This window comes from Streptomyces sp. R35, from assembly GCF_041053035.1.
Classification (GTDB): Bacteria; Actinomycetota; Actinomycetes; order Streptomycetales; family Streptomycetaceae; genus Streptomyces; species Streptomyces lutosisoli.
Map to the genome: position 1 here is coordinate 2,216,924 of NZ_CP163440.1, position 23,985 is coordinate 2,240,908.

21 protein-coding genes are annotated in these 23,985 nt (G+C 69.9%); 5 read left to right on the top strand and 16 right to left on the bottom strand.

Translation table 11 applies throughout. From position 1 onward, the window contains the following. Nucleotides 1–274 precede the first annotated feature (274 nt). Nucleotides 275–901, bottom strand: a complete 627-nt coding sequence (locus AB5J50_RS10480; protein ID WP_327427421.1) for a helix-turn-helix domain-containing protein — start codon at nucleotides 899–901, stop codon at nucleotides 275–277. A 188-nt stretch (nucleotides 902–1,089) separates the two neighbouring features. Between AB5J50_RS10480 and AB5J50_RS10485 the strand changes: the two genes are divergently transcribed. The 4 genes from AB5J50_RS10485 (at nucleotide 1,090) to atzF (ending at nucleotide 7,823) form a co-directional block, all read left to right on the top strand. After that, a complete protein-coding gene (locus AB5J50_RS10485; protein WP_369256923.1) occupies nucleotides 1,090–1,914 on the top strand; it encodes an urea amidolyase associated protein UAAP1 in 825 nt (274 codons plus the stop codon). Next, on the top strand, nucleotides 1,911–2,546 hold the full coding sequence (locus AB5J50_RS10490; RefSeq protein ID WP_369256925.1) for an urea amidolyase associated protein UAAP2: 636 nt from the start codon (nucleotides 1,911–1,913) through the stop codon (nucleotides 2,544–2,546). The genes AB5J50_RS10485 and AB5J50_RS10490 overlap by 4 nt, the downstream gene beginning before the upstream one ends. Then, on the top strand, nucleotides 2,543–6,058 hold the full coding sequence (locus tag AB5J50_RS10495; RefSeq protein WP_369256927.1) for a 5-oxoprolinase/urea amidolyase family protein: 3,516 nt from the start codon (nucleotides 2,543–2,545) through the stop codon (nucleotides 6,056–6,058). The genes AB5J50_RS10490 and AB5J50_RS10495 overlap by 4 nt, the downstream gene beginning before the upstream one ends. Nucleotides 6,059–6,170: 112 nt before the next feature. Then, a complete protein-coding gene (atzF, locus tag AB5J50_RS10500) occupies nucleotides 6,171–7,823 on the top strand; it encodes an allophanate hydrolase (RefSeq protein ID WP_369256929.1) in 1,653 nt (550 codons plus the stop codon). Nucleotides 7,824–8,086: 263 nt separating this feature from the next. Here atzF and AB5J50_RS10505 read toward each other — a convergent pair whose 3' ends face one another. The 12 genes from AB5J50_RS10505 to AB5J50_RS10560 form a co-directional block, all read right to left on the bottom strand. Beyond that, nucleotides 8,087–10,948, bottom strand: a complete 2,862-nt coding sequence (locus AB5J50_RS10505) for a DEAD/DEAH box helicase (RefSeq protein ID WP_369256931.1) — start codon at nucleotides 10,946–10,948, stop codon at nucleotides 8,087–8,089. A 40-nt stretch (nucleotides 10,949–10,988) separates the two neighbouring features. Further along, a complete protein-coding gene (locus tag AB5J50_RS10510; protein WP_369256933.1) occupies nucleotides 10,989–11,879 on the bottom strand; it encodes a diacylglycerol kinase in 891 nt (296 codons plus the stop codon). A gap of 31 nt (nucleotides 11,880–11,910) precedes the next feature. Then, the gene (gene tatC, locus AB5J50_RS10515; RefSeq protein WP_369256935.1) at nucleotides 11,911–12,861 is read right to left on the bottom strand and encodes a twin-arginine translocase subunit TatC; all 951 of its coding nucleotides are present in this window, start codon (nucleotides 12,859–12,861) and stop codon (nucleotides 11,911–11,913) included. A 47-nt stretch (nucleotides 12,862–12,908) separates the two neighbouring features. Further along, on the bottom strand, nucleotides 12,909–13,193 hold the full coding sequence (gene tatA, locus AB5J50_RS10520; protein WP_362510843.1) for a Sec-independent protein translocase subunit TatA: 285 nt from the start codon (nucleotides 13,191–13,193) through the stop codon (nucleotides 12,909–12,911). 238 nt (nucleotides 13,194–13,431) lie between these two features. After that, entirely contained in the window at nucleotides 13,432–13,626 is a 195-nt protein-coding gene (locus AB5J50_RS10525; RefSeq protein ID WP_369256937.1) for a hypothetical protein, read from the bottom strand. Between the two features lie 10 nt (nucleotides 13,627–13,636). Then, on the bottom strand, nucleotides 13,637–13,897 hold the full coding sequence (locus AB5J50_RS10530; RefSeq protein ID WP_327434936.1) for a hypothetical protein: 261 nt from the start codon (nucleotides 13,895–13,897) through the stop codon (nucleotides 13,637–13,639). Nucleotides 13,898–13,992: 95 nt separating this feature from the next. Further along, on the bottom strand, nucleotides 13,993–15,018 hold the full coding sequence (locus tag AB5J50_RS10535) for a helix-turn-helix transcriptional regulator (protein WP_369256939.1): 1,026 nt from the start codon (nucleotides 15,016–15,018) through the stop codon (nucleotides 13,993–13,995). A 16-nt stretch (nucleotides 15,019–15,034) separates the two neighbouring features. Then, entirely contained in the window at nucleotides 15,035–15,988 is a 954-nt protein-coding gene (locus tag AB5J50_RS10540) for a helix-turn-helix transcriptional regulator (protein WP_369256941.1), read from the bottom strand. A 228-nt stretch (nucleotides 15,989–16,216) separates the two neighbouring features. Further along, nucleotides 16,217–16,588, bottom strand: a complete 372-nt coding sequence (locus AB5J50_RS10545; protein WP_369256943.1) for an FKBP-type peptidyl-prolyl cis-trans isomerase — start codon at nucleotides 16,586–16,588, stop codon at nucleotides 16,217–16,219. 61 nt (nucleotides 16,589–16,649) lie between these two features. Beyond that, on the bottom strand, nucleotides 16,650–17,651 hold the full coding sequence (locus AB5J50_RS10550; protein ID WP_369256945.1) for an FKBP-type peptidyl-prolyl cis-trans isomerase: 1,002 nt from the start codon (nucleotides 17,649–17,651) through the stop codon (nucleotides 16,650–16,652). 129 nt (nucleotides 17,652–17,780) lie between these two features. Next, nucleotides 17,781–19,142 carry a Pup--protein ligase gene (gene pafA, locus AB5J50_RS10555; RefSeq protein WP_019066118.1) on the bottom strand — a complete coding sequence of 454 codons (1,362 nt, stop codon included), beginning with the start codon at nucleotides 19,140–19,142 and terminating at the stop codon, nucleotides 17,781–17,783. A 9-nt stretch (nucleotides 19,143–19,151) separates the two neighbouring features. Then, nucleotides 19,152–20,411, bottom strand: a complete 1,260-nt coding sequence (locus tag AB5J50_RS10560) for an MFS transporter (protein ID WP_369256949.1) — start codon at nucleotides 20,409–20,411, stop codon at nucleotides 19,152–19,154. 107 nt (nucleotides 20,412–20,518) lie between these two features. Here AB5J50_RS10560 and AB5J50_RS10565 point away from each other — a divergent pair, with 107 nt between their 5' ends. Continuing rightward, nucleotides 20,519–21,529 carry a LacI family DNA-binding transcriptional regulator gene (locus AB5J50_RS10565; RefSeq protein WP_369256951.1) on the top strand — a complete coding sequence of 337 codons (1,011 nt, stop codon included), beginning with the start codon at nucleotides 20,519–20,521 and terminating at the stop codon, nucleotides 21,527–21,529. 301 nt (nucleotides 21,530–21,830) lie between these two features. On the opposite strand, the gene prcA is transcribed toward AB5J50_RS10565, so the two are convergent. The 3 genes from prcA to AB5J50_RS10580 are packed head-to-tail and all read right to left on the bottom strand — an operon-like array spanning nucleotide 21,831 to nucleotide 23,984. Beyond that, nucleotides 21,831–22,577: a proteasome subunit alpha gene (prcA, locus tag AB5J50_RS10570; RefSeq protein WP_327427436.1), complete on the bottom strand. Its 747-nt coding sequence runs from the start codon at nucleotides 22,575–22,577 to the stop codon at nucleotides 21,831–21,833. Between the two features lie 58 nt (nucleotides 22,578–22,635). Beyond that, the gene (prcB, locus tag AB5J50_RS10575) at nucleotides 22,636–23,481 is read right to left on the bottom strand and encodes a proteasome subunit beta (protein WP_327427437.1); all 846 of its coding nucleotides are present in this window, start codon (nucleotides 23,479–23,481) and stop codon (nucleotides 22,636–22,638) included. Continuing rightward, nucleotides 23,433–23,984: an endonuclease VII domain-containing protein gene (locus tag AB5J50_RS10580; RefSeq protein WP_369265362.1), complete on the bottom strand. Its 552-nt coding sequence runs from the start codon at nucleotides 23,982–23,984 to the stop codon at nucleotides 23,433–23,435. The genes prcB and AB5J50_RS10580 overlap by 49 nt, the downstream gene beginning before the upstream one ends. Nucleotide 23,985 lies beyond the last annotated feature (1 nt).

Genomic DNA, 23,985 nt, shown 5'->3' on the forward strand with positions numbered 1-23,985 from the left:
GGAAACGTCATGGTCAAACAGAATCTTCGGAACTTTTGGGAACAAGCGCACGAATACACCTCAACTCGGTGCGCTGCGGGCGAGCTTAGTCCGACCGGATCATCGCTGTGTCATATTCGGCAAGCACCTGAAATCGCCCGCGGGACAGGAGTAGCCTCGGCTCCATTTGCACGCTGAGGCTTCGTTCGCACACGGTGTGTGACGACGTACGGACACACGAAAACCGCCCCCCGGAAGGGGTGAATCCCTGGGATTCCGGCGATTTACTGCCCGGTCAGATCCCGGCGATCCGCAGCGCCGCGTCCGCCGTGGCCTCCGCGAACGCCGACACCGGCCGCTCCGGATCCGAGCGGTGCACGAGGATGACACCCTCGATCAGCCCGAACAACAGATCCGTCCGCAGGTCCAGCTCGCTCTTGGCGAGCGCGCCGCCCGCCGCCGTCGCGGCGAGCAACTGGCGGTAGGCGTCCTTGAGTTCGGCCCGTACGGCATGGAAGCCCGCGAAGCGCTCGGTGCGCACCTCAGGCAGCAGATAGAGCCCGCCGAGGTTGTGCGGGCCGCCACAGAGCAGCTCGACGTCCGTGCGGCACAGCTCCCACAGCCGGGCCCCGGCCGGGGTCCCGTCGTCCGCGAGGAGCTCACGGGCGAAGGTCAGCGAGGGCGTGACCGTGGACTCCAGGAGCTCGGCGAGCAGCTCCTCCTTGCCGGAGACGTAGTGGTACATGGACGCCTGACGCATACCGGCCCGCTCGGCGACGGCACGGGTGGTCGTGGCGGCGTATCCCCGCGTGGTGAACAACTCGGCGGCGGCGTCGAGCAGTTCGGCACGGGGGGTGAGCCCGCTGTCCGGCCGCTGCGCGGCCCGCGGCCTGCCCACCTTTCGCCCACCACCTGTGTCCATGCGTTCGATCCTAGCTGCGGGTTCCCTGTGGCCGGCCGCGCAGTTCCTCGCGCCCCTTTGAGGGCGCCCCCCGGCGCCCCTGTGAGGAATCGGTAACCGCATGGCAACGCACGAGACACGGCATCGACCCGGCCCGCTCCTAATTTCTGTCGGGCGACAGAAATAATCCAGGAGCCGGAGGACCCGCGATGGCGACAGCAACCACCTACGGAGCACGCGACCACGCCCGCGCCCAGGACGGCACCCGCACCGAGGCCATGCCCGTCGTCCCGGCCAGCGCCTGGCCGACCCCGCCGTGCGAGGCCGGCCACCTGGTGTGGGCGGAGACGGTGGCGGGCGGCAACTACACGCACAAGGTGCTGGCCCGGGGCACGGAGCTCAGGCTGACCGACCTGAAGGGCGATGCCTGCGCGCACGTCCTCCTGTACGTCGCCGACCGCCCGTGGGAGCGCCTGAACGTGGCGGACACCGTCAAGGTCCAGTGGAACGCCTACCTGGGCGAGGGACAGCTGCTCCTGTCCGACCAGGGCCGCGTGCTGGCCTCGGTGGTCGCCGACACCTCCGGACGGCACGACGCGCTGTGCGGCACCTCCACGCTCGTACGCAACACGGAGCGGTACGGGGACGGCACCCCGCAGTCGGACTCCCCCGCCGGACGCGAGCTGTTCAAGCTGGCCGCCGCCAAGAACGGGCTCGAACCGCGTGATCTGGCACCCTCGCTCTCCTTCTTCCAGGGCGTGGAGGTACGCGACGACGGCTCGCTGGACTTCACCGGCTCGGCAGGACCCGGCGGCAGCGTGACCCTGCGCGCCGAGCAGGACGTCACCGTACTGATCGCGAACGTGCCGCATCCCGCCGATCCGCGCCCCGAGTACATGAGCACCCCCCTGGAGGTGCTGGCCTGGCGCACCGAGGCGACCAAGCCGGGCGACCCGCTGTGGGAAGCCACGCCCGAGGCCCGCCGCGCCTTCCTGAACACCGCCGAGTTCCTTGCCACGAGGGGGATCGCATGACCCGCGTCACTGTCCCGGCCCGGGCCGCCTGGTCGGCCGTCATCCGCACCGGCGAGACACTCACCGTCACCGACCTGCACGGCAACCAGGCCGTCGACTTCCTGGTGTACGACGCCCAGGACACGGCCGTGCGCTACAGCGCGCCCGACACGATCCACGCGCAGGGCAACCTCTTCCTCACCACCGGCAGTGTGCTGATGTCCAACGAGCACACCCCGCTGATGACCGTCGTGGAGGACGAGGTCGGCCGGCACGACACGGTCGGGGGCGCCTGCTCCAAGGAGTCGAACACCCTCCGGTACGGGCACCACACCTGGTCCCAGCACGCCTGCGTGGACAACTTCCTCGCGGAGGGCGCCAAGTACGGCCTGGGCAAGCGCGATCTCGTCTCGAACATCAACTGGTACATGAACGTGCCGGTCGAGAAGGACGGCACCCTCGGCATCGTCGACGGCATCTCGGCCCCGGGGCTGAAGCTGACGCTGCGCGCCGAGCGCGACGTGATCGTGCTGGTCTCCAACTGCCCGCAGATCAACAACCCTTGCAACGGCTTCGAGCCGACGGCCGTGGAGATGACCATCGAAGCCGTCGACGTCACAGCGGCAGCCGAGGCAGTCGGGGCAGCTGAATGAGCTTCGACACGCTGCTGGTCGCCAACCGCGGCGAGATCGCGGTGCGGATCATCCGCACGGCCCGCGAACTCGGACTGCGCACGGTCGCCGTGTACTCCGACCCCGACCGCTCCGCGCCGCACGTCCGGCTCGCCGACGAGGCGGTACGGCTGGGACCCGCGCCCGCCAAGGAGTCGTACCTGGACGCCGACCTCGTCCTGAAGGCGGCCAAGGACACCGGCGCCGGGGCGATCCACCCCGGATACGGCTTCCTCTCCGAGGACGCGGCCTTCGCGCGGCGCTGCGAGGACGCCGGGATCGTGTTCGTGGGGCCGACGCCGGAGCAGCTGGAGCTGTTCGGCGCCAAGCACACGGCGCGGGCCGCGGCAGAGGCGGCGGGGGTGCCGCTGGCGCCGGGTACGGGGCTCCTCCCCGGCCTTCCGGAGGCCTTGGAAGCAGCCGCGCGTATCGGCTGTCCCGTCATGCTCAAGGCCACCGGCGGTGGCGGTGGCATCGGTATGTCGGCATGTCGTTCCGCCGATGAACTGACCGAGGCCTGGGAGCGGGTGCAGCGCGTCGCCGCGGCCTCCTTCTCCTCGGCCGGAGTCTTCCTGGAGCGCCTGGTCGAGGACGCCCGCCATGTCGAGGTGCAGGTCTTCGGCGACGGCCGGGGCCGCGTCGTCACCTTCGGCGACCGCGACTGCTCGCTCCAGCGCCGCAACCAGAAGGTCCTGGAGGAGGCCCCGGCACCGGGCCTGCCGGCCGCCGTCCGCAGCCGACTGGCCTCCGCGGCCCGCGACTTGTGCGCCAGTGTCGGATACCGCTCGGCCGGAACCGTCGAGTTCGTGTACGACGCGGCGCGCGAGGAGGCGTACTTCCTGGAGGTCAACACCCGTCTCCAGGTGGAGCATCCGGTCACCGAGGAGATCTACGGCGTCGACCTCGTCGCCTGGATGCTGCGGCTGGCCCGCGGGGAATCCGATGTCGTACGGGACCCGGGCGCGCCCCGCGGCCACGCCGTCGAGGCCCGCGTGTACGCCGAGGACCCCTCGCGCGAACACCGGCCGAGCGCGGGCCTGTTGACGCGGGTCGAGTTCCCCGGCGGCGTCCGCGTGGACGGCTGGGTCGAGACGGGCACCGAGGTGACCACATCGTACGACCCGATGCTCGCGAAGGTCATCGCGTACGGCTCGGACCGGGCGCACGCCCTGGAGCGGCTCGACGAGGCGCTGGCCAGGACCCGGATCGACGGCATCGAGACAAACCTGGGACTGGTACGGGCCGCGCTCGCCGACGACTCCTTCCAGCGGGCCACGCACTCGACGGCGACGCTGGCCGGCGTCACCGATCCCACTCAGCGCATCGAGGTCGTGTCCGGCGGGACGCTCACCACGGTGCAGGACTGGCCGGGCCGCACCGGCTACTGGCAGGTGGGCGTGCCGCCGTGCGGCCCGATGGACGACCTGTCGTTCCGGCTGGGCAACCGGGCGCTCGGCAACCACGAGGGCGCGCCGGGCCTGGAGTGCACGCTCCAGGGGCCGAGCCTGCGCTTCACGCACACCACGACGGTCTGCGTCACGGGCGCTCCGGCGCCGGTCACCGTGGACGGCACGGCGGTCGCGCAGTGGGAGCCGGTGACGGTGCCCGCGGGGGCCGTACTGGAGGTCGGCGCTCCCGCCGAGCACGGCCTGCGCACCTATGTGCTGTTCGCGGGCGGGGGCCTGGACGTGCCGGCGTTCCTCGGCAGCGCGTCCACCTTCACGCTGGGCCGGTTCGGCGGCCACGGGGGCCGGACCCTGCGGACGGGCGACGTGCTGCACGGCGGCTCGGCCACGGAGCACGGGGCGCCGGTACCGATCGGCGACCGCCCCGTCCTCTCTGCCACCTGGCGGGTCGGCGCCCTCGAAGGCCCGCACGCCGCACCGGAGTTCTTCACCGAGGACGACATCCACGACTTCTACGCCGCCGACTGGAAGGTCCACTTCAACTCGGCCCGCACAGGTGTCCGGCTGGTCGGGCCGAAGCCGCGCTGGGCGCGCACCGACGGCGGCGAGGCGGGCCTGCACCCGTCCAACATCCACGATACGCCGTACTCCGTCGGCGCGGTCGACTACACGGGCGACATGCCGGTACTGCTCGGCCCGGACGGTCCCTCGCTCGGCGGCTTCGTCTGCCCGGCGACGGTCGTCAGCACGGAACGCTGGAAGCTCGGCCAGTTCCGCCCCGGCGACACCGTGCGTTTCGCGCCGCTCGCCGACGACGGCTCGGCGCGGCCCGCGATCGTCGACGGCGGAGTGCTCGCCCGGGACGGCGACGTGACCTTCCGGCGCAGCGGCGACGACAACCTGCTGGTCGAATTCGGGCCCATGCAGCTCGACTTGGCGCTGCGCATGCGCGTGCACGCCCTGATGGAGGCGGTGGCCGAGGCCGATCTCGACGGGGTCACGGATCTCACGCCCGGCATCCGCTCCCTCCAGATCCAGGCGGACCCGCGCCGCCTCCCCCAGCGCGAACTCCTGGCCGCCGTACGGCAGATCGCGCGGACACTGCCGCCCAGCGACCAGCTGGTGGTCCCCTCCCGCACGGTCCATCTCCCCCTCTCCTGGGACGACCCGGCCACCCGTGAGGCGATCGCCCGCTACATGGCGGGCGTCCGCGACGACGCGCCCTGGTGCCCGTGGAACATCGAGTTCATCCGCCGCGTGAACGGCCTGGACGCGGTGGAGGACGTGTACCGCACGGTCTTCGACGCGGAGTACCTCGTACTCGGTCTGGGAGACGTGTACTTGGGCGCCCCGGTGGCGACACCCCTCGACCCGCGCCACCGCCTGGTCACCACCAAGTACAACCCGGCACGCACCTGGACCGCCGAGAACTCGGTCGGCATCGGCGGCGCGTACCTCTGCATCTACGGCATGGAGGGCCCCGGCGGCTACCAGTTCGTCGGGCGTACGACCCAGGTGTGGTCGGGCTGGCAGCAGCGCGGCGCGTTCGAGCCGGGCTCGCCCTGGCTGCTGCGCTTCTTCGACCGCATCAAGTGGTACCCGGTGGACGCCGACGAACTGCTGGAACTGCGGGCCGACATCACATCGGGCCGCTTCGTACCGCGCATCGAGGAGGGAGTCTTCTCCCTCGCGGACTACGAGGGCTTCCTCGCCGAGAACGCCGACTCCATCGCGGAGTTCAGGACCCGCCAGGGCGCAGCCTTCTCGGCGGAACGCGACGCCTGGGAGGCCGCGGGCGAGTTCACCCGCGCGGAGGCAGCCTCCGCACCCGCCGCTTCCCCCGTGGAGGTGACCATCCCCGAGGGCGGCCGCCTGATCGAGGCCGAATTCGCCGCGTCCGTCTGGCAGCTCAACGTCAAGCCGGGCGACACGGTCACCACCGGCCAGCCGCTGCTGGCCCTGGAGGCCATGAAGATGGAGTCACGTGTGTCCGCCCCCATGAACGGAGTAGTACACGAGATCCTGGCGAAGCCGGGCGACCAGGTGGAGGCGGGCACGGCACTGCTGGTCCTGACCCCCACAAGCTGAAGAGACTCCACGAGCCCTCGTCTGTGGGCAGTCGTTCCGCAGGACGGAACGGGTGGGCACGGACGACCACCGGCCCGCAGCCGACAGAACCACCTCAGCACAAGGAGCACCGATGTCCGCCCTGACCAGAGTCCAGCTGGCCTACGCCCGCATCGAGGCCACGAACCGCCCCGAGATCTGGATCGACCTGCGCCCCCAGGCAGAGGTCGAGCAGGAAGCCCGAGCCATCGACGCCCGAGTCGCCGCAGGCGAGCACCTCCCCCTCGCCGGCAAGCTCCTCGCCGCGAAGGGCAACATCGACGTGGCCGGACTCCAGACCACCGCCGGCTGCCCGGCCTACGCGTACACCCCGCAGACCGACGCCCCCGCGGTCGCCCGCCTGCGCACAGCCGGCGCACTCATCCTCGGCACCACGAACCTCGACCAGTTCGCCACAGGCCTCGTCGGCACCCGCTCCCCCCACGGCGCCGTACGGTGCGCCCTGGACCCGGCCAGAATCAGCGGCGGCTCCAGCTCAGGATCGGCCGTGGCCGTAGCCCTCGGCATCGTCGACCTCGCCCTCGGCACGGACACCGCGGGCTCGGGCCGCGTCCCCGCCGCGTTCAACGGCATCGTCGGCCTGAAGCCGACCCGCGGCCTGGTGCCGACGACCGGCGTCGTCCCGGCCTGCGCCTCGCTGGACTGCGTGACCGTGTTCGCCCGTACGCTCCCGGAGGCCGAGCAGGCCCTCGCGTACCTGGCTTCCCCGTCGGATCGCGAACTCCCGGCGCTCCCGCAGCGCACCCCCGGCCCGTGGCGCGTCGCCGTCGCGCCGACGGCGCAGCTCGGCGAACTGGACGAGGGCTGGGCACAGGCGTACGCATCCGCCGTCGCCCAACTCGCCGCGGCCGGTGCCGAGATCCGCACCCTCGACCTCACCCCGTTCACCGAGGCGGCGGCGATGCTCTACGAAGGCGCGTTCGTGGCCGAGCGCTACACGGCAGTGGGGAGCTTTGTCGACAAGTTGATCATCGAGGGCGGTGAGGGTCTCGACCCGACGGTCGCCGGGATCATCACCCGCGCCCGCGACATCCCCGCCCACCAGCTGCACGCCGACCAGGACCGTCTCGCCGAACTCCGCACCCGAGCGATCGCCCAGCTCGGCGACGCCGACGCACTGCTGCTGCCGACCACGCCCGGCCATCCCACGCTCGCCGAGGTCGCCGCCGACCCGCTGGGCGCCAACGCCCGCCTGGGCCGCTTCACCAACTCCACGAACCTCTTCGACCTGGCGGCCGTAGCCGTACCGGCCGGTCTCACGCCGGCCGGTCTGCCCTTCGGCGTGATGCTGATCGGCCCCGCGTTCACCGACGAACGCCTCGCCCGGATCGCCGGGCTGCTCCAGCCCCGGCTCCGGATCGCCGTGGTCGGCGCACACCTGTCCGGCCAGCCGCTCAACACCCAACTCCTCTCCCTGGGAGCAGAGTTGGAGCGCACGACGACCACCGCACCCGTGTACCGCCTGCACGCCCTGTCCACCACCCCGCCCAAGCCGGGTCTCGTCCACGTCGGCGAGGGCGGTGCCGCCATCGAGGCCGAGGTGTGGCGGCTGCCCGCCGAAGGCCTCGGGCAACTGCTCGCCGCCCTGCCCCGGCCGATGGCCCTCGGCCGGGTCGAGCTGGCCGACGGCAGCCACGTCCCCGGCTTCCTGTGCGAACCGTCCGCGCTCGAAGGCGCCGAGGACATCACGGCGTACGGGGGCTGGCGGGCATATGTGAACCGCTGACGCACCGAGACCGCGCGAGCGGTACGCCCGTACGCGCGAGGCCATCGACTTCGGCCGCCACGTCATCCTCATCGTCCACGAGGAGGGCCGCGTAAGGACGGGGATGGTGCGCCCCGTCAGGGGCGCGGGGAACTGCGCGACCAGCCCCCACCCACCCGCAGCCGAAAAGCCACCGGGGGGTCTGGGGGCGGAGCCCCCAGGGATGGGACGGGCAGGGGCGGAGGGGCGAGAAAACCGCCCCACCCACACCCTGCCCGCGCAGCTCACCCCACCGAGGAGTAAGCCACCACCCCACGCAACAGTCCATCAACCGCCTTGCGCGCGTTCTTCGCGACGGTCGAGCTCCCGCCGCCGGAGACAGGCGCGGCGGCCGCGATCTGACCGAGTACGTCGATGACCTGCTTGCACCAGCGCACGAAGTCACCGGCGGGCATCTCGGCCTCGCGCAGCACCTCGTCGAGGCCCTTGCCGGAAGCCCACTCGTACGCGGCCCAGGCGAAGCCCAGGTCCGGCTCGCGCTGGCCGACGCCCTCGGTCTGGGTGATCCGGAACTCCTCCTCAAGCGCGTCCAGGTGGCCCCAGATACGGACCATCTCGCCGAGCGCGGCCTTGGCCTTGCCGGAGGGCACCTTCGGTGCCATGGCGTCGTCGGCGACCCGGGACTCGTAGACCAACGCCGAGGCGCAGGCCGCGAGTTCGGCGGGGCTGAGTCCCTCCCAGACTCCGGCGCGCAGGCATTCGCTGGCGAGCAGGTCCAGTTCGCCGTACAGCCGGGCCAGCCGTTTGCCGTGTTCGGTGACGTCGTCGCCGCGCAGGTAGTCCAGCTCGGTGAGGAGGGCCACGATCCGGTCGAAGGTGCGGGCGATGGTGTTCGTCCGGCCCTCGATGCGGTGCTCCAGCTGCTTGGTGTCGCGCGCCAGCCGGTGGTAGCGCTCGGCCCAACGGGCGTGGTCCTCACGGTCGCTGCACCCGTGGCAGGGGTGGGCCCGGATCGCCGTGCGCAGCCGGGCGATCTCGCGGTCGTCGGCGGCCTCGGCCCGCTTCTTGCGGTGCCGGTCGGGGACGATGTGCCCGGCCTTGGTGCGCAGCGCGGACGCCAGGTCGCGACGGGACTGCGGGGAGCGCGGGTTGAAGGACTTGGGGATGCGCATCCGGTCCAGCGCCTCGACCGGCACCGGGAAGTCCATCGAGGCGAGCCGCTTCACCTGGCGCTCGGAGGTGAGCACCAGCGGGCGGGGGCCGTCGTGCTGCTCGAAGCCGCGATGACCGTTCGACCGGCCGGCGGGCAGGCCGGGGTCCAGCACCAGCGCCAGGCCCGCGTACTTGCCGGTCGGGACATGGATGACATCGCCGGGCTTGAGCTTCTCCAGGGCGACGGCGGCTTCGGCACGCCGCTGCGAGGCGCCCTGCTTGGCCAGCTCGGTCTCGCGGTCCTTGAGCTCGCGACGCAGCCGCATGTACGCGTCGAAGTCGCCCAAGTGGCAGGTCATGGACTCCTTGTAGCCCTCCAGACCCTCCTCGTTGCGCTGCACCTGCCGGGAGATCCCGACGACCGACTTGTCGGCCTGGAACTGCGCGAAGGACGTCTCAAGGAGCTCACGCGAGCGGTGCCGGCCGAACTGCTCGACCAGGTTCACCGCCATGTTGTACGACGGCTTGAAGCTGGAGCGCAGCGGATAGGTGCGCGTGCCCGCGAGTCCCGCCAGGTGCTCGGGGCTGAAGCCGCGCTGCCACAGCACGACGGCGTGGCCCTCGACATCGATGCCTCGGCGGCCGGCACGACCGGTCAGCTGGGTGTACTCGCCGGGGGTGATGTCGGCGTGCTGCTCGCCGTTCCACTTGACGAGCTTCTCCAGCACCACCGAGCGGGCGGGCATGTTGATGCCCAGCGCGAGGGTCTCGGTCGCGAAGACGGCCTTGACCAGGCCGCGTACGAAGAGTTCCTCGACGACCTCCTTGAACGTCGGCAGCATGCCCGCGTGGTGGGCCGCGATGCCGCGCTCCAGGCCCTCCAGCCATTCGTAGTAGCCCAGGACGTGCAGGTCCTCGTCGGGGATGGAGGCCGTGCGCTCCTCCACGAGTTCGCGGACCCTCGCCCGCGCCTCGTCGTCGTTCAGCCGAAGGCCCGCGTACAGGCACTGCTGGACGGCGGCCTCGCAGGCCGCGCGGCTGAAGATGAACGTGATGGCGGGCAGCAGCCCTTCGGCGTCGAGCCGCTCGATGACCTCGGGGCGGCCCGGCGTCCACATGCGCGAGCGCTGTCTGCGCTCCCGCTCGCGGTCGGCCTCGCGCATGGCGCGGCCCCGTCTGCGGTCCTGGTACGACGGGCGGCTGGCCTCCATGCGCGCCATGCGCGTGAGGTCGGGGTTGACGGCCTTCTTGCTGCCCTCGCCCTCCTCGAAGAGGTCGTACATCCGGCGTCCGGCCAGCACGTGCTGGAACAGCGGCACGGGCCGGTGCTCGGAGACGATCACCTGGGTGTCACCGCGGACGGTGTCCAGCCAGTCGCCGAACTCCTCCGCGTTCGACACGGTCGCCGAGAGCGACACCAGGGTCACCGACTCCTGGAGGTGGATGATCACTTCCTCCCAGACGGCGCCACGGAAGCGGTCGGAGAGATAGTGCACCTCGTCCATGACCACATAGCCGAGGCCGAGGAGGGTCTGCGAGCCCGCGTACAGCATGTTGCGGAGCACCTCGGTGGTCATCACGACCACCGGGGCTTCGGAGTTGACGCTGTTGTCTCCGGTGAGCAGGCCGACCTTGTCCGCGCCGTAACGGCGGCACAGATCGGCGTACTTCTGGTTCGAGAGCGCCTTGATCGGCGTGGTGTAGAAGCACTTCTTGCCCTGCTGGAGGGCGAGGTGGACGGCGAACTCGCCGACGATCGTCTTGCCCGAGCCGGTGGGCGCGGCCACCAGCACACCCTTGCCCGCCTCGAGAGCCTGGCAGGCCTCGATCTGGAAGGGGTCGAGGCCGAAGTCGTACATCTCGCGGAAGGAGGCGAGCGCGGTGGCCTGCTCGACAGCGCGCTGCCGTGCTGCCGCATACCGCTCGGCCGGTGAGAGGTCCTCTGTCATCGTGCTTTCGAGACTACCGGGAGGCACTGACAACAGGACGATCAATATCCGGATCCATACCTGTGAACCCCGGGATCACCGCAGCTCAGGGAAGCGCCACCCGCACCGCTGCCCGTATACAGTCCGCGGTCAGCGGCAGCGGACCCAGCGGCTCCCCGTCCGCGTACCCCGTGATGCCGTCCGCGACGAGTTCGACCCTCGCGGCCCGGTGCACGGTGACCTTGGGATGGCTGAGGTGGGTGCCCTTGTAGACCTTCGGGAACACCTTGAGCAGCGTCGTACGGCTGCAGTCCCCGACGACCGTGATGTCGAACAGCCCGTCGGTGAGGTCGGCGTCCGCGCAGATCTTCATGCCGCCGCCGTACGACGATCCGTTGCCGACGGCCACGAGCGTCGCCTCGATCTCCTGGACCTCGCCGTCGTCCAGCGTGATGCGGTACGGGAAGGGCTTGAAGGCGGCCAGTTCGGCGAGCATGGCGAGGTCGTACTTGAAGCGGCCGGTGGGCCACCGCATGCGGTTGCCGCGGTCGTTGACCCGGGAGTCGAAGCCGGAGGCGAGGACGGTGCCGAACCAGGTGTCGCCCACGCGCCCCAGGTCGATGTCGCGCAGCCGCGCCCCTTTGAGGGACTCGGCGATCAGGCGTCCCGCGGCCGCCGGGTCACGCACGGGAAGGCCCAGGGCCCGCGCGAAGTCGTTCCCGGTGCCGACGGCGACCAGGCCGAGCGGGGTGCGGGTCCCGGCGACGGCCTGGAGGGCCAGGTTCGCCATGCCGTCGCCGCCGACGGCGATGAGGGCGCCGGTGCCGCCCTCGACGGCGCCGCGTGCGCGCTTGAGGGCGTCTTCCGCGTTCTCCCCGAGGATCGTGCGGACGGAGAATCCCGCCGCCCGCAACGCGGAAGCGGCCGGCTGCGCCGCGTGGGCGCCCCGGCCGCGTCCCGCGGTGGGATTGACGAAGAGGGTGATCTCGCTGGTCACGGCCCTGACCCTACGAGATCTACGTGCTTCGTCAGGTCACGTCGTCATAACCGTTGACCCGGTCCGAGCCCGCCTGCTCCGGCAGTGCCCGGCTGGCCGACACGGTCTCGACCTCGCCGATGTCCTCGGGGGTGAGGTCGAGGTCGGAGGCCTCGTCGTCGTCCGGGCCCTCGGCCTCGCGGCGCCGCTTGCGGCGGTCGTTGAGGAGAGAGAAGGCCACGGCGCCGAAGTACAGGATCCAGATGGGTCCGGCGAGCGCCAGCATGGTCAGCGGGTCGGTGCTGGGCGTGGCGACGGCCGCGAAGACCGTGATGCCCATGATCATGCCGCGCCACCAGCCGAGCATGCGCTTACCGGTGAGGATGCCCGTGAGGTTGAGCATGATCAGCAGCAGTGGCAGCTCGAAGGACAGGCCGAAGACGAGCACCATGCGCAGGACGAGGTCGAGCAGATCGTCCAGCGGCAGCAGGTTGTTCACGCCGTCCGGCGTGAAGCCGATCAGGACCTTCGCCGTGGTGGGGAGCACCCGGTAGGCGAAGTAGGCACCGCCGAGGAACAGCGGCGCGCCCGTGCCGACGAACGCGTACGCGTACTTGCGCTCGTGACGGTGCAGGCCGGGGGCGACGAAAGCCCACAGCTGGTACAGCCAGATCGGCGAGGCCAGCACGACACCGGCCATCAGGGACACCTTCAGCGCCAGCGTGAACGGCGTGAGAAGACCGTTGATGGTGATCTGCGCGCACTGCTGGGTCTTCTGATGCGAGTTCGCCAGCTGCTCGAACGTCTGGGAACAGCCGACCGAGTCCAGCACCGGCTTGGTGATGATGTTGATGATGTCGTTGTAGAAGAAGGCGGCCACGGTCGTGACGACAACGATGGCCAGCATCGCCTTCGCAAGCCGGTTGCGGAGCTCACGAAGGTGATCCGCGAGGGGCATCCTCCCCTCGGGATCCTTCTCCTCTTTGCGGGCAGACTTGAGCAACCCACGTCCTCATCTCGTGCGGCGGGCCGGAGGTGTCCGGCCCTGCGTCAGCGCTTGGTCGTGTCCGTCGGCTCGCTGACCGGGCGCGAGCTGGTCACGTCGCCGGGGGCGGCCTGGATGGTGCGCTGAGCCGGGGGCTGCTCGTCGGTGTTGGGCGGGCCTGCCGGGGCGGGCGTGCTGCCCTCGTCCTTCATCGCCTTGGCCTCGCTCTTGAGGATGCGAGCGGACTTGCCGAGCGAGCGCGCCATGTCCGGAAGCTTCTTCGCGCCGAACAGCAGGATGATGACGACGAGGATGAGAATGATCTCGGGAGCTCCGAGCCTTCCGAACATAAGTCTTTACCTTCTCACCGAGGCTGCATGGTCGGGGTGCCGTCCGATCGGTCGGACATGTGTCCGACCGTCGTGTTGACAGCGATCGTAACGCTCAGGGGTAAACGCGGGGCAATCCCTGTGCGTACTCCCAGTTCGCGACCCGCGCCTCGTTATCCGGGCCGCGATCAGCAGCGTACCTGCCGTTGCCGGAAAGTTGACAGGGCGAAAGCCACTCAAAACGCAGGGCGCCCGCTACTCACAGTGCATCCACAGAGCGGGCGGTGGTCACAGCCGCGCGTTCCAGGTCTTCGGCGGCTCGATTGATGCGCAGCGCGGAGTCGGAAACCTGTCGCCCCAGACGCTCCGCTTCCACAAAGACACGGACAGCGAGCACTCCGAGAACGGCGATTCCCAGGAAACCCACAGCGATCGCAAACATCGGCCAGAACATGACGTCGACCCTAGAGGGTGGAGTGCAGGCGCAGGGTCCGCACCCCGCCCCCGGTGAGCAGCTCGACGATGCGCTCGCCCGCGGGCTTGCGCACGGCGATGCCGCACTCGGGGCAGGTGAAGGAGTAGAAGGTCGTGCGGCTGCTGGCGCCGATGGCCAGCCGCAGGGCGCTCGCCGTGAGCTCGAAGCCGGCCCGGCAGTCGGGGCAGGCGGCCTTGAACATCACGTCGACCACCCTTCTCATCCCGGCGAAGGCGGTCACCACCGACATCTCCGGCGCACCGGAAGGCGCCCCCGCTCTCCCCGGCCCGCCGGCCTTCTCCGAGGTTCCGGCCTTCTCCGGCGCACCAGACATCGACGACGTGCTCAAAGCCCCTGCTCCTGCCTGTCGTACGGCCCGTCCTGATCCCCTTGAAGCCCGTCGAGCCCGTCGTAGGCCGCGAGCGCCTCCCGGGCGGCGTGACGGGCGCTGTCCGCGAGGTCCTGCGGCGACACGATCCGGCCGTCGCCGCCGAGGCGCAGCGCCAGTCGGCGCAGTGACGTGGGATCGGGGGTCCGCAGGGTGATACGCAGCCCGCCGTCCGGCAGCTCATCCGCGCTGTCGTGCGGGTAGTACTCGGCGACCCAGCGCCCGCCGGGACCCACCTCGACGACCACCTCGGGATCCTCGGCCGCGGGCTGCACGAGCCCCTCGGACAGGTCCCGCAGCTCGACCTCGGGCGGCGCGGACGGCTCGTCCAGGATGCGGATCTCGGCGACCCGGTCGAGCCGGAAGGTGCGGCGCGCCTCGGAGCGGCGGCACCAGGCCTCCACATAGGTGTGCCCGACGCTGACCAGCCGGATCGGGTCGATCTCGCGCTCGGTGAGCTCGTCCCGCGAGGGCGAGTAGTAGCGGATCCACAGCCGGCGCCGCTCGGAGATGGCCCGGTCGACGTCCGCGAAGACCCCGCCCTCCGACTCGAAGGTCACGGACAGCCGGGAGCTGGCGCCCGCCGCCTCGCCGGAGGCGGCCTCCACCTTGGCGGTGGCGCGCAGCAGCGCCTGCCGGTCGCCCTCGCGCAGGCCCGGCAACGTGGACACCGCACGGGCGGCCACCAGCAGCGCGGTCGCCTCGTCGGCGGCGATCCGGAGAGGCTCCGCCACATCGTCCGGGTTGTGCCACCAGATCCGGTCGCCGTCGGTGTCGATGTCGAGCAGATCACCGCCGCGGAAGCTGGTCCCGCACAGCGGCAGCACATCGAGATCGGAGATCAGCTCGTCCTCGGTGATCCCGAAGGCCCGGGCCACGTCACCGACGCGGGCGCCGGGGCGCTCGCGCAGATACGTCACCAGGGAGAGCATCCGCCGGGTCTGGTCGATCGCGTTCGTGGGCCTGGCCGGTTTTCCTGCCACTTTCTTACGTTCCCCCTCAGCCCTTGGCCACAGCGCGCAGCCGGTCCACCACATCGGCCCGCAGTTCGGCAGGCTCCAGGACCACCACGTCGGGCCCGAACTCGACGAGCCAGGCGTCCAGGCCGTGCCCGTACGGAATCTCCAACTCGTCCCAGCCGTCGCCCAGTTCCCGCACCGAGACGGCCTTGGCCCGCAGCGGGTAGCCCGAGCCGCTGCGCAGCCGGATCAGCGCGGAGCGGTCGGCGATCTCCCCCGCCCAGCCCGCGACGGTCTCGCGCACGGTGACGACGTCGGGTACCTCGGCCGTGTACCGCCCCGCGCGGGCGCGGACCTTGCCGGTGATCCGGGAGAGCCGGAAGACACGCTCGGCGCCGCGGTCGCGGTCCCAGCCCGCGACGTACCAGTGGCCGCGCCAGCACTCCAGGGCCCACAGCTCGACATGCCGGGTCTCGGGGTGCGCGGCGGTGGCCTTGCGGTAGTCGAAGACGACCGGACGGCGGTCACGGAGGGCGAGCATCAGCGGTTCGAAGGCTGCCTCGTGGACGGGGATGTGCGGTTCCAGGGCGCCATGGGCCTCGTAGGGGTCCACATCCTCGGGCAGACCCGCGGCACGCAGCTTCTGCAGGGCGCCGCTCGCGGCACCGGCCAGCCGGGCCTGCTGCCAGACCTTCGCGGCGAGGCCGAGGGCGGCGGCCTCCTCGGCGTCGAGGGTGATGGGCGGGAGGCGGTTGCTGTCGCGGCGGGCGAGGTAGCCGACCTCGCCGTCGAGGTTCTCGACCGTCTCGATGACCAGGCCGAGCTCGCGGAGATCGTCCTTGTCGCGCTCGAACATCCGGTTGAAGGAGTCGTCGGACCCAGCCTCCAGATAGGCCTCGATGGACTCGCGAAGTTCGCGCTTGCTGAGCGGCCGCCGAGTCCCCAGCAGACACAGCGCCAGGTTCATCAGCCGCTCGGCCTTGGCAATGGCCATCGACGCCCTTCCCTATGGTGCTTCCGACCGATGACCGTACCGCTCCGGAGTGTCGCGGCAAAAGCCGAGGGCCCATGCCCGGACAGGCATGGGCCCCAGGTGATCGGGTCCGGTCAGACCCTGATCACACGGCGTACGAAGATCGGACTGAAGTCGGGCCTTCATGATGATCGGACCGGAGCCGGAACTCCGTGACCATCTAACCCGACGCCGATCCCCGTGCTGTTGTCAGACCGAAACCAGGTCGCAGACGAAGATCAGCGTCTCGCCCGGGGCGATACGGCCGCCGGCACCGCGGTCGCCGTACGCGAGGTGTGCCGGGATGACCAGCTGGCGACGGCCGCCGACCTTCATGCCCTGCACGCCCTGGTCCCAGCCGCTGATGACCTGGCCGACGCCGAGCTGGAACTCCAGCGGGTTGCCGCGGTTCCAGGAGGCGTCGAACTCCTCGCCGGTGGAGAAGGCCACGCCCACGTAGTGGACCTTGACGAAGTCGCCGGCCTTGGCGACCGGGCCGTCGCCCTCCCAGATGTCCTTGATCTCGAGGTCCGCCGGGGGCTCGCCGCCCGGAAAGTCGATCTCGGGCTTCTCGATGCTCACGTCTCTAGCTCCTGCTTGTTTACGTAAAGGCAACTCGGACAGTCTTACATCCCCGGAGGGGTTACATCTTCGCCAGGATGTCGACCGAGAAGACGAGGGTGGAGTCCTTCTTGATGCCGCTGCCGCTGGGCGGGCTGTCTCCGTAGCCCAGGCTCGGCGGGACGACGATGAGGACGCGGCTGCCGACCTTCTTGCCGGTCAGGCCCTGGGACCAGCCCTTGACGACCTGCTGGAGCGAGAACGAGGTCAGCTGGCCCCGGCTGTACGTCGAGTCGAACTCCTTGCCGCCGTCCCAGAGCACACCCTTGTACTGCACGAGGACGCTGCTGTCGGCCTTGACCTCGTCGCCGTCGCCCTCGATGACGTAGGTCGCCACGAGCTTGGTCGGGGCGGTCGTCTTCGGCACGGTGATGGAGGGGGCCTTGCCGTCGGTGTTGGTGCCCACCTTCGGGAGGGCAGCGTCGCTCTGCGCGACGTCCTTGCCCTTGGCGGAGCTCTTGGCGTTGAAGGTGTTCTGGATGTCGATGACGAACACCAGCGTGTCGGTGCCCTTGATGCCCGCCTGGCTGTTGCCCGACGTGCCGTAGCCCCAGGTCGGCGGCACCGCCATCTCGACGCGGCTGCCCACCTTCTTGCCCACCAGGCCGTAGCGCCAGCCGTCGATGATGCCGCCCTGCGCGAGCTGGATGACCAGGGGCGTCTTGCGGTCGTAGGAGTTGTCGAAGACCTTCGCCGTGTCCCAGATCTGGCCCAGGTAGTTGGCCTGGATGTAGTCGTTCTCCGCGACCGTCTGGCCGCCTCCCGCGATGACCGTCTTGACCGCCAGGTTCTTCGACGGATCCCCGGTGCCCTTCGCGACGGTCGGCTTCTCGTCGAACTTCGTACCGGCGGTGATGGCCGGCAGCGGACCGTCGACGATCTTCGGCGGCGGCGCCGACGAGGCGGAGGCCGAAGCCGACGGGCTGCTACTGGACTTGGCCGTGTCTGACTTGCCGTCGTCACCGCATCCGGCGAGTGTGACCAATCCAGCGGGTACGGCGATGAGGAGTGAGCGTCGGCGCACGGTGAGGGCCTCGTATCGATCGATCTTGGTTGATGGCGTGCGCGCAACTCTACGACGTGAGAAGGGCGCCGTACGGAAAACGTACGGCGCCCCGCGTTGCGTTCCGGATTCACTCCCGGAACGTACGCATCACATTCCCGCGATGAGCTTCTCCACCCTGTCGTCGACCGAACGGAACGGGTCCTTGCACAACACCGTGCGCTGCGCCTGGTCGTTCAGCTTCAGATGGACCCAGTCGACGGTGAAATCGCGGCGCTGTTCCTGAGCGCGCCGGATGAAGTCGCCACGCAGCCGCGCCCGAGTGGTCTGGGGCGGCACGGACTTGCCCTCGAAGATCTTCAAGTCGTTGCAGATCCGGGCGGCTTGTCCCTTCCTCTCCAACAGGTAGTACAGGCCGCGGCGACGGTGGATGTCGTGGTAGGCGAGGTCTATCTGCGCGACCCTCGGGTGGGACATCGTCATGTTGTGCTTGGCTCGGTACCGCTCGATGAGCTGGTACTTCATGACCCAGTCGATTTCGGTACCGATCCGGTCGAGGTCCTCGGCCTCGATCGAGTCGAGCACACGGCCCCACAGTTCGAGGACCTGCTCGACGGTGCCGGTGCGGATTCCGCGGCGCTCGCAGAAGTCCACAGCCTTCTCGTAGTACTCGCGCTGCACTTCGAGCGCGGAGGCCTCGCGGCCGCTGGCCAGGCGCACCTTGCGGCGGCCCGTGATGTCGTGGCTGACCTCGCGGATCGCCCGAATGGGGTTCTCCAGGGTGAGGTCACGCATCACCGTGCCCGCCTCGATCATGCGCAGGACGAGGTCGGTGGCTCCGACCTTGAGGAGCATGGTCGTCTCGGACATGTTCGAGTCGCCGACGATGACGTGCAGCCTGCGGTAGCGCTCGGCGTCGGCGTGCGGTTCGTCGCGGGTGTTGATGATGGGCCGGGAGCGGGTCGTCGCGGAGCTGACGCCCTCCCAGATGTGCTCGGCGCGCTGGCTGACGCAGTACACGGCGCCGCGCGGAGTCTGCAGCACCTTGCCGGCACCGCACAGAAGCTGCCTCGTGACGAGGAACGGAATGAGGATGTCCGCGAGTCGGGAGAACTCTCCGTGCCGGGCCACCAGATAGTTCTCATGGCACCCGTAGGAGTTGCCTGCCGAGTCGGTGTTGTTCTTGAACAGGTAGACGTCGCCCGCGATTCCTTCCTCGTGCAGGCGTCGTTCGGCGTCCACCAGGAGTCCTTCGAGAATGCGCTCGCCGGCCTTGTCGTGGGTGACGAGTTCCGTCACGTTGTCACATTCGGGTGTCGCGTATTCCGGATGTGATCCCACGTCGAGATAGAGGCGGGCACCGTTCCGCAGAAAGACATTGCTGCTGCGGCCCCATGACACGACACGGCGGAAGAGGTACCGCGCCACCTCGTCGGGAGACAGGCGGCGCTGTCCCCTGAACGTACACGTGACGCCGTACTCGTTCTCCAGCCCGAAAATGCGGCGGTCCATGACTGAACATTACGCCCGATCCCCCGAGCTGAAACGGGGTTCGACAGCACGGTTTGGATCATTTTCCGGTGAGACCGCAACGACCGCACTGTCCCCGGTAGCTGCGAGGACCCGCCCCGTGGCCAGCAGAACCACCAGCGCGGCGGCCCCGGCGGCACCCGGTACGGCGAAGCCCCACACCGCCCCGCCCCACTCGACTACGGGGCCCGCGAGGCCCGTTCCGACGGACGCGCCCACGGTGAACGTCGTCACAAGCCAGGAGAACGCCTCGGTGACCGTGCCGCGCGGCGCGTGCCGGTCGACGAGGACGAACGCGCAGGCGATACAGGGCGCCAGGAACACTCCGGCGAGCGTGGTGAGCGCGGTCATGGCGACCGGGCCCGGCACCAGCGTCAGCGGCAGGTAACACACCGCCAGAAGGGCGACGAGCACCCGCAGTCGCCGCTCCGGCGCGCCGCTCCACTGCCGCACGCCGTACACCGCGCCGCCGACGAGGGCACCGAGACCGATGCCCGCCATCAGCCAGCCGTACACCGCGTCCCCTCCGTGGCCGTCGGCGTACGACACCGCGGCGACCGTGATGGAACCGAGGGCGATCCCGACGAACAGGAAGGCGGCAAGGAGGGCCAGCAGCCCGGACGAACGCAACGCGCCGAGCCAGTGCGCCTCGCGCGGTGCCGAGCGCCACGCGCGCGAGGGCGGCGACACGACTACGGAGAGGGCGCCCAGCACGCCGATGGCATTCAGCACGAGCAGCGCGGCCTGGGCGGACCAGAGCGACACGCACAGCGTCACCAGCAACGGCCCCACCGTGAACATGACTTCCTGCGCCACCGCGTCCATCGCGTACGCCGTGTGCACCTGGTCCTCCCTGCGCAGGACAGAGGGCCACAGCGCCCGCAGACCACCCTCCAGGGGCGGCGTGAAGAGCCCGGCAACGGCCATCGAGGCATACGCGAGCGACGGCGTCTGCGTGCCCGCGAACGCGAACACGCTCATCCCGAGAGCCGAGACGAGCGCGGCGGGCAGTTGCACCCGCGGCTGCCCGTAGAGGTCCACCAGGCGCCCGAGCAGCGGCTGCCCCACGGCATTGGCCACGCCGTACACGGCGGCCAGCACGCCCGCCAGGCTGTACGTGCCGCCCTCGGCGCGGATGAACAGCACGACGGCGATGGCCGCGGTGGCGTTCGGCAGCCGCCCTATGAGGGTGCCGACGAGCAGCCGGGTGGCGTGCCTCGCCCTGAGGATCTCCAGGTACCCCGCAGCCATGTCAGCCCTTCTCGTAGCACGCGACGTCGGAAGTTTTACGTATAACGCCGCTCTCCATACGTACCATGTGCGCTGTCCGGGAGTCCATACGAGGGAGCAGGTCGACGGTGGCACGAGGTAGTACGCGCCCCACGAGCCGTGACGTCGCCCAGGCCGCCGGGGTCTCCCAGGCCGCCGTCTCACTCGTCCTGGGCGACAAGTGGCGCGGCCGGGTCTCCGAGGCCACGGCACAGCGGGTCCGGGAAGCCGCCCAGGAGCTCGGCTACCGCCCGAACCTGGCCGCCCGCAACCTCCGCCTGGGCCGCACCCGCACAGTCCTCCTGGTGGTCCCCGCGCTCACCACCGAATTCTTCGCGGGCGTCTACACCGGCGCGGCCCGCGTCGCGGCCGAACACGGCTTCGGCGTGGTCCTCTACCCCTCCCCCGAGGGCATCGGCCCCGCCCGCAACCCCTTCGGCTCGGCAGCAGCGGCCCTCGACGGCGTGATCGCCTCCTCCATGGCCGCCGACGCTCTCACGGCGATCCGCGGCGACCAGCTCCCCCTGGTCATGCTCGACAGCGACCCGGAGGGCAGCCTGGGCGCGGCCACGGTCAATCTCGACATCAAGGACGGCGTACGACAGGTCGCCGAACACCTCCTGGCCCTCGGCCACCGCCGCTTCCTGCACCTGGCGGCCGACATCGCCTCCTGGACCTTCGAGGTACGCGCCCGAGAACTGGCCACCCGCCTGTCCGAGGTCCCCGGCACAGACCTCCGCACCACCCGCGCCCCCATCACCATCGAAGACGCCCTCAACGCCGCCGAAACAGCGCTCGCCGCCCCCGGCCCCCGCCCCACGGCCCTGGTCTGCGACGACGACAAACTCGCGGCCGGCGCCTACAAAGCGGCCCGCCGCCTCGGCCTCCACATCCCCGACGACCTCTCCATCACCGGCCTGGACGACCTGGCCCTCTCCCGAGCCATCGACCCAGAACTGACCACAGTCCGCCTGGACGCCGAACGCTTCGGCGCACAGGGCATGGAAGCCCTCCTGGCCGTCCTGGACGACCGCACACCCCCACAGGGCGACATCCCGGTAGAACTGGTCGTACGAGGCTCCACAGCCCCACCGCGCTAGCCCCCAAGCACCCGCACCCGCCGACGCACGCTCCCCACCCCCAGCCGGTACGGCGGCACAGTCGGCGACGCACGGAAGGGGCCGTGCCGGTACGTCCAGCCCGTCGCTTACGTGGTTATTGCCGCCTAGTCCCGCCGTGGCAGCAAGCAGCAATGCCCACCGGCGACGGGCTGGACGTACCGGCATGGCCCCGACCCACCCACGCACCCGGCCCCGGCCAGCCGAAAGCGGCGCACGGAAACGCCGAGCGCCCCGACCAAATCGGCCGGGGCGCGCGATGGACAAGGCAAAGCAGAGGAGGTCACTCCTCGTCGTCGCCGTCCTCGGCCTCCGTGGCGGTCTCCGCGCCCCCGGCCTCCAGCAACCGGGCAAGCTGACGCCCCACGATCCGCTTGAACTTCCGCTGCTGCGGCCGCGTACGGTCCAGCACCGCGACCTCCAGCCGCTCCGCCGGAATCTCCCGCTCACCACCGTTCGGCTCCCGCGACAGCGACTGCACCGCCAGCTTCAGCGCCCCCGCCAGCGACATCCCGTCCTCATGACGCTGATCGAGATAGGTGCTGATCTGCTCGGCGTTACCACCGACCGCGACCGACCCGTGCTCATCCACGATCGACCCGTCGTGCGGCAACCGATAAATCTGGTCACCCTCAGGGGTCTCCCCCACCTCGGCAACCACCAACTCCACCTCGTACGGCTTCTCGGCAGCCGACGAGAAAATCGTGCCCAGAGTCTGGGCATAGACGTTGGCGAGACCACGAGCGGTCACGTCATCACGGTCGTAGGTGTAACCCCGAAGATCGGCGTAGCGCACACCACCGATCCGAAGGTTCTCGTACTCGTTGTACTTGCCGGCGGCCGCGAAGCCGATCCGGTCATAGATCTCGCTGAACTTGTGCAGCGCCCGGGACGGGTTCTCGCCGACGAACACGATGCCGTCGGCGTACTGCAGCACGACCAGGCTGCGGCCGCGGGCGATGCCCTTGCGGGCGTACTCGGCCCGATCGGCCATGGCCTGCTGGGGTGAGACATAGAACGGCGTCGACACCGGTTATCCGTCCCTTTCAGTCGAAGTCACTGGGTCACCTGGGCAAGAGGGGCCGGGCTCAGAGCAGCGCGGCCCGCGGGCCGTCGGGCTGCACCAGGCGCCGCTCCAGGATCGCGCGGGCGATCTCGGAGGACTCCTCGTCGGTAAGCCGGCGGAAGCCGTCCTCGGTGATCACGGTGACGATCGGATAGATCCGGCGGGCGACATCGGGGCCACCCGTCGCCGAGTCGTCGTCGGCCGCGTCGTACAGGGCCTGGATGACGAGGGTCGTGGCCTGGTCTTCGTTCAGATCGTTGCTGTACAGCTTCTTCATGGCGCCGCGCGCGAAGATCGAGCCGGAGCCCGTGGCCGCGTAGCCGTGCTCCTCGGAGCGGCCGCCCGTGACGTCGTAGGAGAAGATGCGGCCCTTGCCACGGTCCACGTCGAACCCGGCGAAGAGCGGGACCACGGCCAGGCCCTGCAGGGCCATGCCGAGGTTGGAACGGATCATCGTGGACAGGCGGTTCGCCTTGCCCTCCAGGGAGAGTTGGGCACCCTCCACCTTCTCGAAATGCTCCAGCTCCAACTGGAACAGCTTCACCATCTCGACGGCCAGACCCGCCGTACCGGCGATGCCCACCGCCGAGTACTCGTCGGCCGGGAAGACCTTCTCGATGTCGCGCTGCGCGATCATGTTGCCCATGGTCGCCCGCCGGTCACCGGCGAGGACCACACCCCCAGGGAACGTGACGGCGACGATGGTCGTGCCGTGCGGGGCCTCGATGACGCCATGGACGGGCGGCAGCTGCCGCTTGCCCGGGAGCATCTCCGGCTGGTGCTCGGACAGGAAGTCCATGAAGGACGACGACCCAGGCGTCAGGAAGGCAGCTGGTAGACGCCCGGTGCTACGAGTGTTGGCTTCCACGAGGATCCTTCCAAGTAGGCGGCAGCCCGACGAACAGCGTCGGGATCATCTCCCAACTTGCCGATGGCCGAATTGCAGTTGAAGCACAGTACGCCACGGACCCTACCCGTCTCGTGGCAGTGATCCACATGAATGGCAGGAGCTTTCAAACAGATCACGCAGAGCCCCATTTGAGAGGCCACCATCTCGTCACGCTCGGCTTCGGTGAGGCCGTATTTCCTGCGAAGGTGACCAGCTGGGCTGGCAGCCGCCTTGCAGGCCTTGCAGCGGCTCGCCAGACCGTCCGGCGCACTGTTCTTTCGGTGCCAGTCACTGTGAGGCTTCACTTCATTGCAGCCCCGGCAATGCTTGTGGCCGGGCGGGACAGGCACCTTCTGGCGCACTGTCCGCCCCTTCGCCTCCTGACGCCGCCGGTAGTACTCCGCAGAGCACTCCCGGCAGTACGCCTGGAGCCCGTCACTCGTGGACTTGTTACTTGCGAAGGCGGTCCGCGGCTTGCTCATC

What these genes read in the sequence shown, in the direction of transcription:
- pafA (WP_019066118.1), bottom strand. Translation starts at nt 19,142, where the DNA reads ATGGACCGCCGCATTTTCGGGCTGGAGAACGAGTACGGCGTCACGTGT.
- AB5J50_RS10495 (WP_369256927.1), top strand. Translation starts at nt 2,543, where the DNA reads ATGAGCTTCGACACGCTGCTGGTCGCCAACCGCGGCGAGATCGCGGTG.
- tatA (WP_362510843.1), bottom strand. Translation starts at nt 13,193, where the DNA reads ATGTTCGGAAGGCTCGGAGCTCCCGAGATCATTCTCATCCTCGTCGTC.
- atzF (WP_369256929.1), top strand. Translation starts at nt 6,171, where the DNA reads ATGTCCGCCCTGACCAGAGTCCAGCTGGCCTACGCCCGCATCGAGGCC.
- AB5J50_RS10540 (WP_369256941.1), bottom strand. Translation starts at nt 15,988, where the DNA reads ATGGCCATTGCCAAGGCCGAGCGGCTGATGAACCTGGCGCTGTGTCTG.
- AB5J50_RS10580 (WP_369265362.1), bottom strand. Translation starts at nt 23,984, where the DNA reads ATGAGCAAGCCGCGGACCGCCTTCGCAAGTAACAAGTCCACGAGTGAC.
- AB5J50_RS10560 (WP_369256949.1), bottom strand. Translation starts at nt 20,411, where the DNA reads ATGGCTGCGGGGTACCTGGAGATCCTCAGGGCGAGGCACGCCACCCGG.
- AB5J50_RS10525 (WP_369256937.1), bottom strand. Translation starts at nt 13,626, where the DNA reads ATGTTCTGGCCGATGTTTGCGATCGCTGTGGGTTTCCTGGGAATCGCC.
- AB5J50_RS10530 (WP_327434936.1), bottom strand. Translation starts at nt 13,897, where the DNA reads ATGTCGGTGGTGACCGCCTTCGCCGGGATGAGAAGGGTGGTCGACGTG.
- AB5J50_RS10480 (WP_327427421.1), bottom strand. Translation starts at nt 901, where the DNA reads ATGGACACAGGTGGTGGGCGAAAGGTGGGCAGGCCGCGGGCCGCGCAG.
- AB5J50_RS10490 (WP_369256925.1), top strand. Translation starts at nt 1,911, where the DNA reads ATGACCCGCGTCACTGTCCCGGCCCGGGCCGCCTGGTCGGCCGTCATC.
- AB5J50_RS10485 (WP_369256923.1), top strand. Translation starts at nt 1,090, where the DNA reads ATGGCGACAGCAACCACCTACGGAGCACGCGACCACGCCCGCGCCCAG.